Source organism: Candidatus Eisenbacteria bacterium, assembly GCA_035712145.1.
In the GTDB taxonomy this organism is placed as follows: domain Bacteria; phylum Eisenbacteria; class RBG-16-71-46; order RBG-16-71-46; family RBG-16-71-46; genus DASTBI01.
In genome coordinates, this window is sequence record DASTBI010000182.1 from 21,606 (window position 1) to 38,049 (window position 16,444).

At 68.7% G+C, this 16,444-nt stretch carries 14 protein-coding genes and 1 pseudogene; 7 read left to right on the plus strand and 8 right to left on the minus strand.

Annotated features, from left to right (window positions below; genetic code table 11):
* Window positions 1–8: 8 nt before the first annotated feature.
* Genes VFQ05_12375 through VFQ05_12385 form a run of 3 tightly spaced genes read left to right on the plus strand, consistent with a single transcriptional unit; the run spans window position 9 to window position 2,580 of the window.
* Entirely contained in the window at window positions 9–734 is a 726-nt protein-coding gene (locus tag VFQ05_12375; protein HET9327561.1) for a glycosyltransferase family 2 protein, read from the plus strand.
* Window positions 731–1,009 (plus strand): lipid-A-disaccharide synthase N-terminal domain-containing protein, encoded by a 279-nt coding sequence (locus tag VFQ05_12380; GenBank protein ID HET9327562.1) that lies wholly within the window; start codon window positions 731–733, stop codon window positions 1,007–1,009. Before VFQ05_12375 ends, VFQ05_12380 begins: the two co-directional genes overlap by 4 nt.
* Window positions 1,006–2,580 carry a phospholipid carrier-dependent glycosyltransferase gene (locus VFQ05_12385; protein ID HET9327563.1) on the plus strand — a complete coding sequence of 525 codons (1,575 nt, stop codon included), beginning with the start codon at window positions 1,006–1,008 and terminating at the stop codon, window positions 2,578–2,580. The genes VFQ05_12380 and VFQ05_12385 overlap by 4 nt, the downstream gene beginning before the upstream one ends.
* Here the strand turns inward: VFQ05_12385 and VFQ05_12390 are convergent.
* The 4 genes from VFQ05_12390 to VFQ05_12405 are packed head-to-tail and all read right to left on the minus strand — an operon-like array spanning window position 2,561 to window position 7,942.
* On the minus strand, window positions 2,561–3,115 hold the full coding sequence (locus VFQ05_12390; protein HET9327564.1) for a TlpA disulfide reductase family protein: 555 nt from the start codon (window positions 3,113–3,115) through the stop codon (window positions 2,561–2,563). The genes VFQ05_12385 and VFQ05_12390 overlap by 20 nt on opposite strands.
* Window positions 3,112–6,210, minus strand: coding sequence for a CusA/CzcA family heavy metal efflux RND transporter (locus VFQ05_12395; protein ID HET9327565.1), 3,099 nt, complete (start codon window positions 6,208–6,210; stop codon window positions 3,112–3,114). The genes VFQ05_12390 and VFQ05_12395 overlap by 4 nt, the downstream gene beginning before the upstream one ends.
* Before the next feature lie 5 nt (window positions 6,211–6,215).
* Window positions 6,216–7,589 (minus strand): efflux RND transporter periplasmic adaptor subunit, encoded by a 1,374-nt coding sequence (locus tag VFQ05_12400; GenBank protein HET9327566.1) that lies wholly within the window; start codon window positions 7,587–7,589, stop codon window positions 6,216–6,218.
* On the minus strand, window positions 7,589–7,942 hold the full coding sequence (locus VFQ05_12405) for a hypothetical protein (protein HET9327567.1): 354 nt from the start codon (window positions 7,940–7,942) through the stop codon (window positions 7,589–7,591). The genes VFQ05_12400 and VFQ05_12405 overlap by 1 nt, the downstream gene beginning before the upstream one ends.
* 708 nt (window positions 7,943–8,650) lie before the next feature.
* On the opposite strand from VFQ05_12405, the gene VFQ05_12410 reads away from it, so the two are divergent.
* From VFQ05_12410 to VFQ05_12425, 4 genes are all read left to right on the plus strand, one after another.
* Window positions 8,651–9,181, plus strand: a complete 531-nt coding sequence (locus tag VFQ05_12410) for a hypothetical protein (GenBank protein HET9327568.1) — start codon at window positions 8,651–8,653, stop codon at window positions 9,179–9,181.
* Between the two features lie 5 nt (window positions 9,182–9,186).
* A complete protein-coding gene (locus tag VFQ05_12415) occupies window positions 9,187–10,038 on the plus strand; it encodes a hypothetical protein (protein ID HET9327569.1) in 852 nt (283 codons plus the stop codon).
* Entirely contained in the window at window positions 9,984–11,951 is a 1,968-nt protein-coding gene (locus VFQ05_12420) for a hypothetical protein (GenBank protein HET9327570.1), read from the plus strand. The genes VFQ05_12415 and VFQ05_12420 overlap by 55 nt, the downstream gene beginning before the upstream one ends.
* A 157-nt stretch (window positions 11,952–12,108) precedes the next feature.
* On the plus strand, window positions 12,109–12,714 hold the full coding sequence (locus tag VFQ05_12425; protein HET9327571.1) for a hypothetical protein: 606 nt from the start codon (window positions 12,109–12,111) through the stop codon (window positions 12,712–12,714).
* 3 nt (window positions 12,715–12,717) lie between these two features.
* Here the strand turns inward: VFQ05_12425 and VFQ05_12430 are convergent, their stop codons facing one another.
* From VFQ05_12430 to VFQ05_12445, 4 genes and pseudogenes are all read right to left on the minus strand, one after another.
* The gene (locus VFQ05_12430) at window positions 12,718–13,722 is read right to left on the minus strand and encodes an alpha/beta hydrolase (GenBank protein HET9327572.1); all 1,005 of its coding nucleotides are present in this window, start codon (window positions 13,720–13,722) and stop codon (window positions 12,718–12,720) included.
* Entirely contained in the window at window positions 13,700–14,476 is a 777-nt protein-coding gene (locus VFQ05_12435; protein HET9327573.1) for an SDR family oxidoreductase, read from the minus strand. Before VFQ05_12435 ends, VFQ05_12430 begins: the two co-directional genes overlap by 23 nt.
* A gap of 28 nt (window positions 14,477–14,504) precedes the next feature.
* On the minus strand, window positions 14,505–16,259 hold the full coding sequence (locus VFQ05_12440; protein ID HET9327574.1) for a hypothetical protein: 1,755 nt from the start codon (window positions 16,257–16,259) through the stop codon (window positions 14,505–14,507).
* A 20-nt stretch (window positions 16,260–16,279) separates the two neighbouring features.
* Window positions 16,280–16,438, minus strand: a pseudogene (locus VFQ05_12445) (type I restriction enzyme endonuclease domain-containing protein).
* Between the last annotated feature and the right edge of the window lie 6 nt (window positions 16,439–16,444).

The window sequence follows — 16,444 nt, forward strand, 5'->3', positions numbered from 1 at the left end:
CGCCCCGCATGAGCACCGAACGGCCGGACCTGTCGGCGGTCGTGCCCGCCTACGACGAGCGCGAGAACCTCCCCCTGCTGGTCGAGGAGCTGCGCGCCGCGCTCGATGCCACCGGCAAACGCTGGGAGCTGGTGCTGGTGGACGACGGCAGCGGCGACGGCAGCGGCGGCTGGATGGTGTCGGCGGCGGCGCTCGACCCGCGCATCGTGCCGGTGGTGCTCGAGAGGAACGTGGGCCAGAGCGGCGCCTTGGCGGCCGGCCTGCTGCGCGCGCGCGGCGAGATCGTGGTGACGCTCGATGCGGATCTGCAGAACGACCCTGCCGATCTCGGTCGGCTTCTCAAGGCGCTGCAGCACGCGGACGTGGTCTCGGGTGTGCGGCAGAACCGCCAGGACCGCTGGTTGCGGCTCGTCTCGTCACGCATCGCCAACGCGACCCGCCGGGCCGTGCTCGGCGATCCGGTCACCGACATCGGCTGCTCGTTCAAAGCCTACCGGCGCGAAGCGCTGGAAGGCCTCCCTTGGTTCGTCGGCGCCCACCGCTTCCTGCCGGCCTTGTGCGTGTTTCGCGGCAGCCGCTACGCGGAAGTGCCGCTCTCCCATCGTCCCCGTCGTCACGGCAGGTCGAAGTACGGCGTTTCGAATCGCCTGTGGCGCGGGATCTACGACCTTTTCGGCGTGCGCTGGCTCAAGTCACGCCTGATTCGCTACCGGGTGCGCGAGGTGACGCGATGAAGGACTGGTTTCTTTCTCCAGCTGGCTGGTATGCGATCGGTTTTGCGGGACAGCTCCTGTTCGGCTCGCGTTTCTTCGTGCAGTGGATCGCGTCCGAGCGCCGCGGACGCGTGGTCTTTCCCGGGCTCTTCTGGTATCTGAGCCTGCTCGGGGGGGTGGCGCTGCTGGTCTACGCGATCCATCGCAAGGACCCGGTGTTCGCGATCGGCCAGGGAGCAGGCCTCTTCATCTACATGAGGAACCTGGTGCTGATGCGCCGCGAGAACACGGCTTGAACGAAGGATCGGCCGAGCCGCAACCCCGGCGCGCGGGGCTCGAGCATCCGCGCGTCGCGATCCTTCTCATCGGGCTCCTGCTGATCGGCAGCGGCGGCTGGATCGGCCTGATCGAGCCTACCGAGGCGCGGTACGCCGAGATCGCGCGCGAGATGCTCGCGAGCGGGGACTGGCTGACCCCGCGCCTCGACGGCCTTCATCACTTCCACAAGCCTCCGCTCGCCTACTGGGCCGCCGCCGCCGGCATGGCCGCGGTGGGAGTCAACGAATGGGGCGCCCGCCTCATGGCGCTGCTGGCCAACGTGGCGACGATCGCGCTCGCGGCCTGGATCGCGTCGCGACGGTTCGCAGCGCTCATGATCGACTCGGGCAGGACAGCTTGGGTTCTCGGAACGATGCTGCTGTTCGCGGTCATCGGCCGCGGGCTGGCCACCGATCCGTTCCTCGCCGCGACGGTGGCGCTCTACTGGGCGCTCGCGCCGTCCACTCTCGCGCTGGCGGCCCTGGGTCTCGGCTTCATGACGAAGGGGCCGGTGGTGTTCATCCACACCCTGCTGCCCGTTCTCGTCGCGGCGCTCTGGGCTCGCGACCGCCGCTTCCTCGCGTTGCTCGGCCCGCGGCGCGGATGGATCGTGTTCGCGCTCATCGGGCTGCCCTGGTACGTGGCGGTCGTGTCCATGAATTCGGGACTGCTCGGGTACTTTCTCGGCCACCAGGTCGTGGCGCGGGTGGCCAGTGTGACCCACGACCGCGGCGGGCCGCCTTATTACTTCGTGCTCGTCCTGCTGGCCGGAGCCGCGCCATGGACGATGGCGACGCTGGTCGGCATCGCGCGCACCTGGCGCGATCGAGCCGATCCCGAAGCCCGGCTGCTGCTCGCCTGGCTGCTGGCGCCGGTGATCTTCCTCTCCTTCTCGGGCTCCAAGCTGCCTTCCTACCTGCTGCCGTGCTTTCCGGCTGCCGCGCTGCTGGCCGCTCGCGGGCTCGACTCAGGTCTCGCGCGCTGGGGCGCCATGGTCACGCTCGCCGGGATGGCGCTCTACGGAGCGTTCGAGCTGTTCGAAGCGGGGGTCACCCGCGGCGCCATGGGGCCGCTGGCGCTCGGCGCCTGCGTCGTCTGGCTGCTGGGCGCTCTTGCCGCGGCGCGAGGGCGCATGACGCTCGCCGCGCTCGGGAGCGCGCTCGCGATGGCCGCGCTGGCGATCGCGCTCGCGCCGTACGATTCACAGCTGGGCTCGCCGCGGCGCATCGCCGCGCTGCTGGCCGAGCATCGCCGCGGAGAACCCGTCGTCGAGATCAACCACTTCACTTCAGCCCTACCGTTCTACCTGCGCGAGCGCGTGTGGCTGCTCGAGGTGGCGCGCGAGAAGAACTTCGACCCTCCCGAGACTCTGCCGGCGGTGCTCGCGACGCGTGACTCGCTGCGGCTCTGGGCGGAGCGGCATGGGCGGGTCTGGACCTTCGGCCCCGAACGACCCAGCCGTGAGATCGCGACGGCGATCGGACTCGACTTCGTCTCCATCGCGAGCTGGCGCACGGAGACGCTGGGATTCATGACCCCGGCTCCCTGAGCATGAGCCGGTCGAGAGTCTTCCGCATCGCGGCCGAGCTCCAGTGCTGCCCACCGGCGAAACGGGCGACGACGCGGCCGCTGGGATCGAGCAGATAGGAGTCGGGAAGGTCGTCGACGCCGTAAGCCCGGTGGCCGCCACTCACGTCCCGCACCACGTTGGCCGGGATCTTCCCCCTGAAGAACGCGCGGACAGGCTTCCAGTCCCGGTCGGTGGTGATGATCCAGATGTCGAGTCGCTCTCGCTCTCGCCGGGCGAGCTCGAGAAGGGTCGGCATCTCCTTGCGGCATGGCGGGCACCACGTCGCCCAGAAGTGGACGAGCTGGAAACCACCCGAGCGCGCGGCCATCGGATGGACGGCGCCGTCGGGCCGCTCGATCACCAGGTCGTGGCCCGGCTCCGATCGCGGCTCGGCGGCCACGATGAGCCCGGCGGTCTTGCGCTCCCGATCCACCCGCTGCCACACCCCGAACGCCGCGAGCTGCGCCAGGAGCAGCACGCCGACGCCCGCCACCCAGCGTCCGCGCCGCGTCACGATCCGACCGCGCGCAGCTCGGTCGATTCGGCGCTACGACGCGCGCGTCGTTCCGTCAGCAGATAGATGACGGGCAGCACGAAGAGCGTGAGCACCGTCGAGGAGATGACGCCCCCGATCACCACGGTGGCCAGCGGCCGCTGCACTTCGGCGCCGATTCCGGTGTTGAGCGCCATGGGCACGAATCCCATGCTCGCGACCAGGCCGGTCATGAGCACCGGACGCAGTCGCCGCTCGGCGGCGGCAGGGACCGCTTCCTCGATCGAGGATCCCGCGCTCAGCATCTGCCGCATCGTGGAAACCAGGACGATCGCGTTGAGCACGGAAACTCCCGAGAGGGCGATGAAGCCGACGGCGGCGGAGATGCTGAACGGCAGTCCCCGCACCCACAGGGCGACCACGCCACCCACGACGGCGAGCGGCACGGCCAGGAAGACCCGTGCGGCGTCGGGGAGATTCCTGAAGGTCAGATAGAGCAGACCGAAGATGAGACCGAGAGCGAGCGGCACGACGATCATGAGTCTCTGCTGAGCCCGCTGAAGGTGCTCGAATTGCCCTCCAAACCGCACGTAGTATCCGGCGGGCAGGCTGACGCGACCATCGATCTTGTCCCTGAGCTCGGCGACGAAGCTCCCGACGTCGCGACCGCGCACGTTCGACTGCACGACCACCCGGCGCTTTGCCCACTCGCGCTGGATGGTCGACGGCCCTTCCACCACCCGGATCCGCGTCAGCTGGCTCAAGGGCACGCGCGAACCCCCGGCCGACATCACCTGAATCCGTCCGACGGACGCCGCGTCCTCACGATAGGAATCGTCCAGCCGCACGGTGATCGGGAACCGCCGGTCGCCCTGCTGCATGTCGCCCACCCGGCGGGTGCCCAGCGCCTCGACCGCATCGAGGACCTCTCGGGCGTTGATGCCGTGACGCGCGATGGCCTCGCGATCGACTTCGATCTCGAGCGTCGGCTGGCCGGTGACCTGCTCGGCGAACACATCCGCCGAGCCGCGGGTCTCCCGAATCAGCTGCTCGACTTCGCGCGACTTGGCCTTGAGCGTGGCGAAGTCGTCTCCGAAGATCTTGACACCGACGTCGGACCGGACGCCGGCGATCATCTCGTTGACCCTCATCTCGATCGGCTGCGTGAACACCATGCGCATGCCGGGGAAGCTCGAGAGCCTCGCCTCCATCTGTTCCACCAGGCGCTCTTGCGTGCGCGCCTTCTTCCAGTGCTTGCGGTCCTTGAGGGTGACGAACACGTCGGTGACCTCGACCCCCATCGGATCGGTCGCGACCTCGGCGGTTCCGGTGCGGCTCCAGACCCGCTCGATCTCGTCCGGGAACGCGGCGAGCAGCCCGCGCTCGATCTGGAGGCCATAGCGGACCGATTCGTCCACCGAGACCCCCGCGAGCCGGATGGTGTTGATCACCACCGAGCCTTCGTGAAGACGCGGAACGAATTCGGATCCAAGCCGGGTGGCGAGCCATCCCGCGTTGAGCAGGAGGAGCCCCACCACGATCAGCACGAGCCGCGGCCGCGCCGCGGCCCAGCGCAGAGCGGCGCGGTAGCGGCGCTGGAGCATGGCGACGAACCGGTTCTCGCGCTCGCGCAGCCGTCGCGGCAGAAAAGTCGCGCACAGCGCGGGCATGAGGGTGAGCGACAGGATCAGCGAGCCCACGAGCGCGAAGATGACCGTCAGCGCCATGGGCCGGAACAGCTTTCCTTCGATCCCCTCGAGAGCCAGGATCGGCAGGTACACGATCAGGATGATCAGCTCGCCGAACATCGTCGGCCGGCGCACTTCGACCGCGGCCTCCTCGACCACTTCCTCGCGCGGCCGAAGCGTCTGATCCTCGCCCAGCCGGCGGACGGTGTTTTCGACCATGATCACCGAGCTGTCGACGATGAGGCCGAAGTCGATCGCTCCCAGGCTCATCAGACTTCCGGTGATGCCGGCGCGCAGCATGAGGTCGAACGCGAACAGCATGGAAAGCGGAATCGCGGCCGCCACGATGAGAGCGGCGCGGATGTTTCCGAGGAAGGCGAAGAGCACGGCGATGACGAGCAGCGCGCCCTCGAACAGATTCTTCTCGACCGTGCCGAGGACCTGGTCCACCAGCGCGGTGCGCTCGTAGACGGGCTGGGCCTGCACGCCGGCCGGCAGACTCTTGCGCACTTCCGTGAGGCGGGCCTTCAGCCGCCGCGTCACCTCGTGGCTGTTTTCGCCCATCAGCATGAAGCCCAGGCCGAGCACCACTTCGCCCTTCCCGTCGGCGGTGACGGCGCCGCGGCGGATCTCGCGTCCCTCGACCACGCGGCCGACGTCCGACACGCGGGTCGGCACTCCGTCGTGCGAAGCCACGACGATGCTCCCGACGTCCTCCGGCCGGGTCACGATGCCGACGCCCTGGATGAGATAGGACTGGCCCGCCTGGTCGAGCGTGCCGCCGCCCGCGTTCGCGTTGTTGGCTTCCAGCGCGCTGATCAGCTGTCCGAGCGTCAGGCCGCGGGACTGCAGGTGGACCGGATCGACGATCACCTGAACCTGGCGCTCGTCGCCGCCCCAGGTGTTGACCTCGGCGACGCCCGGAACCGAGCGCATCTGCGGCTTGATCACCCAGTCCTGAATGGTGCGCAGCTCAGCCAGCGACTTTCCGGGGCCGGTCACCAGGTAATGGAAGACTTCTCCGAGCCCGGTGGCGACGGGACCGAGCTGGGGCCGCTCGATGCCCGAAGGCAGCTCGACCGTACCGAGCCGCTCGGCCACCACCTGGCGGCCGAGGTAGATGTCCGCGCCCTCCTCGAAGATGACCGTGACCTGTGAGAGCCCGAACTTGGAGAGCGACCGAACTTCGGCGAGGTGCGGCAGCCCGGAGATGGCCTGCTCGATGGGTGCGGTGATCTGACGCTCGATCTCGAGCGGCGAGAGCGAGGGGGCCACCGTATTGACCTGGACCTGGATCGGCGTCGTGTCCGGGAAGGCATCGAGCGGCAGCCGCAGGAATGCATGGACACCCACGCCGATCAGCGCGACGCCGATGATCAGCACGGCCACGCGATGCCGGATCGACCAGTGGATGACTCGATTGAGCATGCCGGCTAGTCCTTCTTGGGCGCCTCGACCTCGCAGCACCCGGCCCCGATGCTCTCCTTGAGCGTCTCGGTCTTGAGCAGGAAGCTTCCGGTCGTCACGACACGGTCGCCGGGGCGCACGTCCGCCGTCACGGCGACCATGTTGTGCGTCGCGGGCGTGGTGCGCACGCGCCGCGCTTCATAGGCATCCGGGGCGAGCTGGACGAAGACGATCTGAACGCCCTTGGCGTCCTGAACCGCCGCTTTCGGGATCAGGACCGCGGGACGATTGGCGTCGTCGATGATCCGCGCCTTGGCGAACATGTTCGCGCGCAGCGCGCCATCGCGGTTGGAGAACGCGGCGCGCGCCTTGGCGGTGCGAGTCGCTGGATCGATCGAGGGCGAGACGAACTTCAATGTTCCCGCGAACTCTCGTCCGGGAAATCCGTTGACCTCGAGCACCACGCGCTGGCCGGCTCGCACGCGCGGGACGTGCAGCTCCGGCACGTCGATCTCCGCCCAGAGCTGGGCGGTGTCGACGATCTCGAACAGCGCGTCTTCCGTGTGGACCAGCGTGCCCACCGTCGCCGTGCGCTTGGTCACGGTTCCCGCGATCGGTGAGCGCAGCACGTAGGTCCCCGCCGACCCTTCCAAGGTCCCGATCATGCCGAGCGCGCCCGAGGCCGCAGAGACCTCGGCCTTCGCCGCCGTCCATTCGCGCTCTGCCTCCTGCGCGTCGCGCTGCGAGGAGACGCCCTTTTCGAAGAGCGCCTTCTCTCTTCGGTAGTTGGCCTCGGCCACGCTCGCCCGCGCCTGCGCCGCCTGGAGCCGCGACCGATCCTCTCCGACTTCCGAGCTCTCGAGCGTGGCGAGCCGCGCGCCACGCGTCACCCGGCTTCCGAGATCCGCCTGGATCGAGCGCACGACGCCTGCCGCGTGCGCGTTGACCACCGCCATGTGCGACGCGTCGGCCACCAAGGTGGCGGTGGCGAACACGCCGGCCCCTTCCATTCCCTCCGAGGCCGCCACCGTCTCGATGCCGGCGTCCTTGGCGGCCTGGAGGGTGCGAAAGCGGATCCTGGTGCCGCTTGCCGGCGCCTCGTCGATGGCCACCTGCGCTTCCGGCCGTCCGCCTCGCTCCGGGTGGTGGATCGGGCAGACCGACATGGGGAACCCGTGCTCGGGGCACCAGTCCCCCTTGGCCTGGAAGACAGGAATGAGCTTGGGGTGGTGCTTGGTGCAGATCGCTTCGAGCACGCCGTGCTCGGCGCACATGTCGGAGGCGACCGTGGCCTCGGTGGTCGGGGTCGAGCGGGCTTCCGACTCGACCTCCGCCCTCTGGCCGCAGCCAGCCATCAGCGAGCCAATGAGAAGGGCCCCGATGAGAGAACGCCACCCCATCATTGGGCCTCCGGCTTCGGCGGCCGGACGATCTTGAGGTTGGGGTTGTGGATCGTGCACTGAGACATCGGAAGCCCATGATCCGGGCACCAGTCATTGGCGGCCTGGAAGGCCGGAATCAGCGACGGATCACAGCGAGTGCACTGAGTCTCGGGAACCCCATGCTCTTCGCACCAGTCCTCGTAGGAGCCGGGGACGACGTTCACCGCCGCATGACCTTCTCCCTGGGGCGGAGCGGCCTCCGGTGATGCCGCGGCCTGGGTCTGTTCGGTCTGCGCCGCATTCTTGGCTCCGCATCCGGCCGCCACCAGCAACAGGCTCAACATCGCGATCCACGCCATCATTCGTCGCATGCATCTCTCCTCGTCGTGCAAGGCACGAGAGAATCATCTCCCCGTGCGCAGGAAACATCCGACGTTCGCGCTCACCTCATTCGCGAGCACGACGCAAGTTCGAGCACCCGTCGAAGCGATCACTTCGACGAGGCGTTGTTCCGAGATCGTCGGAGACTAGGAGAGCTTTGGGACGTGAAGGATATCGGAGGGAGGCGCTGCGGGCGGATCCTGCACGCAGGCGACGGCGCGGGCCGGCTCGGGAGGGGTGACGAGGTCTTCGAATCCCGTCGTGCTGGTCACCGTCACCCGGCCTCCACAGCAAGCACACTGCAGACAGACGGCGCCACCCGGCCCAGGATCACAGCACTCCTGCTCGTCGGCGCAAACCTCGGAGCTGGCGAATTGACCGAGGGACGGCCCCAGGAGGAGAAGGAGCAGGAAGACGCTGAGGATTCGATTCACGGCGAAAGACTATACCCCATGGGCCACGGATCGGGCCACGTCGCACACTTCCGGCCCATGAAGTCATCGGCCTTTCAAGGACTCGCAAAGAGGGGCTTTTCTGCGCCCCTGGCCCGGGCGAACCCGCCCTTCAAGTTCAGGCGCTCACCACCCGATAACCAAGGCGCACACGCCGAAGGTCGGCGGGCTGTTCCGGAAATGGCCAGCATTCCGCCCCGCGCCGCGCCATGTCCTGCGTTTGTCTCGAACCGTGAGGTCCTCTCAATGAAGCGTTTCATTGGTTTCCTCGTCGCGGTGGCGCTCGTGGCCGCGTGCGTGGCCCCGCCGGCCGACGCCGCGACCTCCGGCAATGCCACGGTCACCCTGGCCGCGAGCGCGAGCACGATGGTGCAGATCGTCGACGCTGCGGTCACCATCGTTCCCCTGCCTGCCGACTACGACAACGATTTCGCCGAGATCACCGGCGCTTCGGGTCTCCGCGTGCGGGTGCGCAGCAACTCGTCGACCGGCATGGTGCTGCGGGTTCGCTGCCCTGACGCGGCGCCGCAGATCGCGCTGGCGGACCTGGCGGTCAAGACGGCGACGGCCGCGGGTACGGGCGGAACGACCCTGTCGAGCTACTCTCCGATCACGGCGGCGGACCAGAACCTGTGGAGCACAGGACAGGCCCAGAATGCGCTGTTCACCGTCACCACCGACATCCGCGTCTCGAACCTCTTCAACTACAACGACGCCGGCGGCGCGGGGACGACGAGCTACACCAACACGCTGACCTACTCGGTGGTGACGCAGTAATCGCCGTGACCCCTGCCGCGCGGAAGAAGCGTTACTGGCTGATGTGGACCGTCGCCCTCGCGGCGACGGTCCCTTCGGCTTCTTCTGCAGGCGTGCAGGCCCAGGTCGTGCCTTCCAAGTACAACCTCACCGTCCACGGTGAGGAGCGGGTCAGCCGCGACGTCGCGATCCGCAACCTCGGCGACGCTCCGGTGGTGGTCAAGGTCCGCCTCTCCGACTGGACCATGGACGAGAGCGGCAACATGACCTTCGTGGAGCCCGGCAAGACGCCGGCGACCCTCCATGGATCCGTCGAGTTCGAGCCGCGGCAGTTCTCGCTGGGCCCCGGCGAGACCGGCGTCGTCCATGTCGTCATGCACCTGCCGGAATCGGGACCAGCCACGCGTTACGGCGTGCTGCTCAGCGAGGTGCGGCCCACGACCTGGCCCAAGACGCAGTTCGGCCCGCGCGCCATCGCCGAGCTCGGGACCACGCTCTACCTCTCACGCATTCCCGCGGACCTCACGCGCGCCGAGCTGATCGGGCTCGACACGCGGGCCTCGGGAGACACCGCGCTCGCCGTCGCCTTCCAGCTGAGGAACCCGGGCGAGCGGCATCTGTATGCCACGGGCGAGGTCGCGCTGCGCGATTCCTCGGGCGCCGTCGTGGCGCGGGGAAGCGTCGGCACCGGGGTGGTGCTGCCCCGGACCTTCCGGACGTTCACATGGACGTGCTCGAATCGACTGGCGCCGGGCTTCTACGCGGTCACGGCCACCCTCGACACCGGGGAATCCGAGCTGATCGTCGGCGAGACCCGTGTGCGGTGGCCGATCGTGACTCCCGCTCCGCTGCCGGTCGCCGCGGGCGACGACCGCTAGCTCGTCGAGTCGCGGTCCTCGCGCTGAGCATCGCGCTCCTCGGCCACGCCGAGGCGCGCGCCCTGCTGCTCGGGCCCGAGCTGGATCTCGTTCCCGCCGATACGCTGATCGCCACCCTTCAGCCGACGGCCATCACGGTGCCTTCGTTCACTCAACGCCGGGTCCTCAACCCTCGCTACCGGCCGCCGACGACGGCGGGGCCCGCGATGATGCCGAACGCGCGGAGTCCGCTGCGGGCGCTCGATCACTTCCGCGGACAGGTGTTTCATCAAACCCCATCGAGGCCCAATGCGCTCACTCTTTGGGAGGTCGGCGGCGGTGAGCTCTATCGCGATGATCGTTCGTTCGACGTGAACGCCGCGGGCAGCTATCGGGTCGGCGATCCGGAGCTGCACGCGCTGCGGGTCTCGGGCCGCCATGGCCGGCTCTCGGGAAGCCTGATGGACGCCGAGGCCTTCACGATCGGGCGCCAGGTGCTGCTCAACCGCCTGCGCGGCGGCGTGGTGCGATACATCGATCGGCGCAACAACCAATGGGTGGCCCTCGGCGGAGTGCCGACGCCGATCCCGCACCTCGAAGCACCGCGACTCGCGCTCGGCGGCATCGCGATCGAGAACGTCCGCTTCGACGAGGGGATCTTCTCCGTCAACGCGTTCACGTTCTGGCGCGGCGGATCGCCACAGGCTCTCGGCGTTCCACCCAGCTCCGACACGCTTCCCGGTCGCGGCGCGGCCGGCAACTTCGACTGGGGCGTGGCGCTCGCCCGCGGATGGCTGACCGGACACCTTGGAGCCCAGCTCCACAGCCTCGAAGGGCACCGAGCGCTGGCCGCGGAGCACGGGCTGGAGTGGACGTACCGCTCGCCCACCTTCTCGGCGACGCTCAGCGACCAGCGCGGCACGCGGCGGCTGCGCACGATCAGCACCGACCGCCTGCCGCCGGCGCCACGCCGCGAGGATCGCTGGAACATCCAGAGCCGCCTCGTGGATGGCCGCGCCGAGATGCACTTCACCGGGGTCCTGCGCGACGGCGGCGATCCCGCGCTCGCCTCCCGGACCGTCCAGCTCGGGGGTTCGGGGAGCATCGGGAAATCGTCCTGGTACGGCGGCAGTGACGCGGTGTGGGACTGGCGCGCGGTGACCGGGCGCGAGGAACGCCGCCTCTCCCTGTACGGGGGCGGAATGCTCGGCGGCGGGGACGCTCTGCTCGCGCGCCTCGAGCACGCTGCCCGCGGGCACGCCAGAGGCGCGCTGAGCGCCATGGTCGACTTCTCGCTCGCCATGCGTCGCGGAGCGCGCCTCGGCATCGAGCCACGCGTCGGCTGGCAGGACGGCCGCTACGATCGCGCCGACGTGACCACTCGCCTCTCGTGGCCGTTCGGCTGGATGTCGTCGCGCGTGACGGCCTCCCTCACCGCCGGAGGCGGACGCGACGAAGGATTCCAGGGCCGGGTCCGTGAAGCCGAGCTGTCGATCTCGTTCGTGCCTCGCCTGCGCGACCGCGGTGACCTCCAAGTCAGGCGCTTCGACCAGGACCGGCGGGCGCTGCTCGAGTACAGCATGGCCTACGAGACCGAGCTCGAGCGCTACGAGACGCCCGGCCAGGGGTGGTTTGCGGGGCGTGACACCGGCCGGGTCACGGTCCAGGTGGTGCGCTCGGGGAACGGCAGCGGCGCCCCGGACATTCTCGTCTCGCTCGACGGCAAGGAGCTGCGCTTCACCGATGCCGACGGCATGGTGCGCTTCGATCGCGTGACTCCCGGTGTCCACGTGGTCGCCATCGAGGAGCGCTCGCTCCCCGCCAACCACCAGGTGGTCCAGGCGAGCCGTGTCTTCGTGACCGTCGAGCGGGGCCGGGTTACCGACGTGGTGAGGTTCGCGATCGCTCGCAGCGAGCGGCGCACGAAGTTCTGAGCGATGCCTCGATGGCTCTCGGGTTGTCCCTGGGCTGGCATCCGTGATCGATCAGCCGCTATAGTGCCCGTGCTCCCCGAGCCATCACGGCCGGTCATGGATTGACTCGCGGGCCGCATGTTCGCGGTTCCGTTGGCCGCACAAGAAAGAGGTTCACATGCGCCTCGTTGCAAGGATGCTCCTCGCGCTGGCTGCGCTCATCGCCTTCTCGACGATCGCGGCGACGTCGCACGCCCAGACCACACCGACGCCCACACCCCCGCCCACACCCGGCGCGACCCCTGGCGGAAGCCTGCGGTCGGTCGAAGGCATCACCTCCACCATCTTCCAGGAGCGGCAGAGCTCGTTCTCCGGGATCGGAGTCCGCGTACGAGTCCGGCTGCCGCAGCTCATCGAAGGCTTCTCGGTCGCGCCCATGATCGAGTACTGGCGAAACCGGAGCACGCTGAAGGATTTCGGTGTCGAGGCCACGCGCAAAGACGCCACGCTCGGCGCCCTGTTCCGCTACGACCTGAAGCGCGAAGGCTGGCAGCCCTACTTCGGCACCGGGATGGGGCTGCACTTCCTGTCCAGCGAGCTCGACGCGCCTTCGCTCGGCTTCAACGACGCGTCCGAGTCGCTGATGAAAGGCGGGGTCATCCTGCTCGGCGGGATCAAGTTCGGACTCGCCGGAAAGCTCGGCAACCTGATCGAGCTCGAGTACCACGGCCTCGGCGAGCACAGCCAGACCAAGTTCAATTGGGGCCTGAGCTACGACTTCTGAGCCTCAGGGACACAGCATCAGGTCAGCCAGCACGGGGTATACGACGTCGACCTGCTGGTAGGGCTGCAGCGGATCGATGAGGTCGTGCCCGAGCTTCAGGGAGCCGGGGAATTCGTAGTCCTTGATGCGCTCTCCCGCTCGCGCGCGCCACGCCCGCACGACCTCGCGCGCCGACTGGTTGTTGATCGCGTGATCGTTCTCGATCGTCACCATCGTGATCGACCTTGCCCTCGGCGCGGCGCGACCCGCGGACACCGTCACCGCGCAGCCCAGGCGCAAGACCTCGCCGAGCCCGCGCGTCGAGAAACGCGGATAGACGTACGTCGGCCCCAGGACCTTCTCGCGGAGCTTGTCGTCCCACCACACGAACTGGTTGGGAATCCAGAGGAAGAATCGCGTCAGCCCGGGCGTGAGCGGCGACCAGAGCTGAGGGACGCCGAACACCGGCGCGATGATCACGGCACGATCCACGTCGTTTCGCTCCTGCGCGAGCCACGCCGCGAGCACCGCGCCGAGCGAGAGTCCCGCGACCGACACGCTGTCCCCGAGCCCGTGCCCGATGTCGACGACTTCGTCCCCGAAGCGCGTCAGCTCTTGAGCCGTGAGGTTGGCGAGATCGGGCGTCAATCGGTCCGCCAGCCCGTGGTGTGGAATGCGCGCGATCAGAACGTTGGCCCCGCGCTCGTGCAGCGTGCGGCCCAGGCTCACGAACTGCCTCGGGCAATTGGTCAGTCCGTGGAGGAGCACCACGGCGCGCTCGGTGCGGTGTCCGTGCGTCATCAGCTCGAGCCGGCACAGGGGATGGAGCTCTCCTTTGTCCGCCGCGCGAAGCGCCTCGACGCGCTGGATCGCCTGCGCGTAATCCGGCGCAGGGCGAGGACGGCCCGGAAATCGCGCGAAGGGCGGGACGAACAGGAACCAGGCGATCGCCAGCAGGGCGGCGAGCGCGATGGCCAGCGCCAGCCGGCTGACACGCCGCCGAGACTTAGCGGGCGCTGGCGAGGGCACGGCCTCCGTCGATGGCATAGGTCGCTCCCGTCACCCACGGCGTCTCGTCGCTGAGCAGGAAGAGCACGAGCGCCGCCACTTCCTCCACGTTTCCGACCCGTCCCAGCGGATGCGTGGTCTTGGAGCGCTCGAGAAAGCCCTCGTAGTCCGCAATCGCGTTGGTCACGGTGTGGAGCTCGGTGACCACGACGCCCGGATTGACCGCATTCACCCGCACACCGTGGGGCGCCAGATCCAGCGCGGCGCAGCGGGTGAGCTGATCGACGCCAGCCTTGCTCACGCAATAGGCGAGGACGTTGGGGTACGGCCTCGGTCCTGCCACCGAGGAGAGGTTCACGATGCTGCCCTTGCGCTCGATGAGCGCACGGGCGGCCGCTTTGGTCATGAGGAAGATCGACCTGAGGTTGGAGTCCATGACCCGGTCCCACTCCGCCGCATCGATGTCGAGCAAGCCGCCGCTGCCGATCACGCCCGCGGCGTTCACCAGGCCATCCAGTCCGCCGAAACGCGCGGCCGCGGTCTTCACCCAGGCCTCGCACGTCGCCTGATCGCGGACGTCGCCGGTCACGATCTCGCACTCGCTGCCGGCTGCGCGGATGGCCTTTGCCGTCTCTTCCAGGCGCTCGGCGCGCCTTCCCGCGGCGACCACCCTGGCGCCTTCCTTACCGAGCGCGAGCGCGCACGCGCGTCCGATACCGCTGGAGGCGCCGGTGACGAGCACGACCTTGTTGGCGAAGCGGCGTCTTTCGGACATGGGCCAGCCTCCAGGACGGAGCGCGACGTTAGTCGCGCGCCGCGGTTGCGTCCAGTCGGCGCAGCATGGCACGCGCGCTGTCGGCCAAGGATCCCGCGGAGGAGAGCTCGATCGCCCGGCGGCACTCCGCGGCGGCTTCGTCGGATCGGCCGAGTTGGGCGACGACAGTCGCCCTCGCCAGAGCGAGGCGCGCGTCGTCTGGATAGGCGATCGCAGCAGCCCGCAAGTGCTCATCGGCCTCACGCGGGAAGTTGAAGCGCACGAGCTTGTCGGCCAGCCGCAGATGAGATTCGGCGCCGCGGCCGAGATTGTCCACGAACCCATCGACACTGCCGGCGATCAGCTCGAAGTCCCGGTATTCCGGAGTCCAGCGGGAAACGAACGCGACCGAGTCGACCGTGGGGCACACCGCGCGCAACCCGCGTCCATCGTCGAGCACCGACTTCAGGAGATTGGCGAAGAAGGGGTTGTCCCCGACGTTTGGGATGTAGAACACGATGCTTGCGTGACGGCCGCCGAGGGACTCCTCGATACGGGTCGCCACGCGACGCGCCAGCTCGACCTTGCGGACGAACGGGTCGAGGGGAATGTCCATGTAAGGCAGACGCCGGCCGAGCCGCACTTGAAGCAGCTGATCGGACCGGGCGGCGTGCGCCCCAACGATCAGCACCGCCAGAGCCCAGGCGATGGTGTTCCTCCAAGGCCATGGACGTCGCTCTGGTCGACGCGATCGCTTCGCGGGTCGGGCGGCCGTCGGGCGCGTGATTCGTTCGCGTGCGAGGAGCCACTCGGTGATGCCGCCGAGAGCCAGGGCGAGACCCGCAGCGGGCGCGTAGAGGTAGTTGAGATAACGCTGCCACTGGAGCGGCAGCACCGGGAGCAGAGCCAGGAGCCACCAGGCCCACCCCACGATCGGTGCCCGGGTTCGTCCTCGAGCCAGCCAAGCCAGGCCCGCGCCCACGACCAGAACGAGCGCCGCCCAGATCCACGGCACCGTGGTCGTCGCACCATAGTAGTCCGGGATCAGCGTGACGAGATCGGTGGACCACGACGCGTAGTGAGCGCCAGCTCTCAACAGATTGGCTCCGAACGCGGTCTCGTACGGCCGCCCGCCAAGCGCCGTCTCCCGCACACCCGAGAGCAGCACGTAGCCGATCATCGCCACGCTCGCCGCCACCAGCGGCGCGATACGACGAGCGCGCTCGCGCCACGCTTTTCCCACGGCCGGCGAGAGCAGGAGCGCGAGGGGAACAAGAGCCACGCTCTCCTTGGAGAGCAGCGCGGCGACGAAGAGCGGCAGCGCGCTCCGCCGTGCCCAGACTCCCTGGGCGCTCAGCGCAAGGGCGGAGGCCAGCGCCAGCGCGAGAGCGAGCATCTCCCCCACGCCGACCACCTGCGACACGACCGAATAGAAGAGGCGCGAGGTGCCGAACAGTCCCGCGGCGACCGTGGCGGCCAGCCTTCCTCCGTGCCGGCGCGCGAAGGCGTAGAGCAGCGCGACGCAGGCAGCGTGCAGCAGGACGTTGACCACCATGTACGGGCTTGGTTCGATGCCGAACCAGGGCGAGACGAGGTCGAAATACGCGCGTCCCGAGAGATAGCGCCACACGGTGGTGAGCTGCGGAGCGAGTCCTCTCGCCCGCTCGAGCAGGATCAGGTCATCGGGCGAGAAGTAGGCGCCTAACGCGGAGCGGTAGACCCAGAGGGAGGCGACCGCGCATCCGAGCGCGAGCAGGATGTCCGGCCAAGCGGGCCGAAAGCGATGGACACGGCCTTCGCTCAACCCAGCGCCCACGCCCCCGAGTCACCCAGCACCTTCACGGCGCTGGTCTCGAACGCATCGTAGAACACCACTTCGTCATCGGTGAGCCCGAGCTTCTCACCGCGGCCGGCCTCGCGCATATCTTATGACGAGCCCATCATCTCTTCGATCACTTGGGCTGTCTCGATCGCTCTGTTCCTCGTACC